The sequence below is a fragment of the Candidatus Symbiopectobacterium sp. NZEC135 genome (assembly GCF_025962695.1).
Genome location: NZ_JAGFPF010001276.1, coordinates 1 through 625 on the forward strand (window position 1 = coordinate 1; position 625 = coordinate 625).

Sequence of the window (625 nt, forward strand, 5' to 3'; positions counted from 1 at the left end):
GTGCCTTCAGCGTGATCCCGATACGCGTAAACCACTATGCCAGCCTCTGCACACAAATGCAGGTACCAGAGTTTATGGCATGCTGATGCCGACGCGACAAGCAGGTCTTCAGGATTCCAGCGTGCAGCATCGCCTAAAAAGGCGGGGTCAGATGAACCGGCAATAATCTGTTTATTTCCCGAGGATATTTCATAATCACGGCTGTAGGCTTGGTAGGATTCGGTTCCACATCCCTTGTTGCCGGTCCATTCAATATTGACCTGATAATGGTGTTCGCGCTGTGACATAGCGGTTACTCCTGGTGGTTTCTAGAAAAATACGTTGTAAGACAACAATATATTCTTAAAATAGGCACCGTCCACTTATTTACCGCACGATGGTAGTAACAGACTCTCCCTTACCCCCCTTTCTCGCTGCCAGACCGGTTCGAAGCACCGTTGCTGACCCAGAATATTGTTGTTACATTATAAGTATGTTGTAACTAAATCGCCGTATTAGCCATGAGATGCTATGGATCACTATCAACTGATTGCTGCCCTTCACGACACTTTTTCCACGCTGGAACAGCAGCTTATGACGTTTCGGCAGCGTTTGGCTTCGGTTACGTTGCTCAATGCACGCGTAT

At 47.7% G+C, this 625-nt stretch carries 1 protein-coding gene; it reads right to left on the reverse strand.

The annotated features are described in order from the left end of the window. Positions 1-287: OsmC family protein (locus J5224_RS33800; protein ID WP_413544769.1), on the reverse strand; the 287-nt coding region annotated here is incomplete at its 3' end. Positions 288-625: the final 338 nt, after the last annotated feature.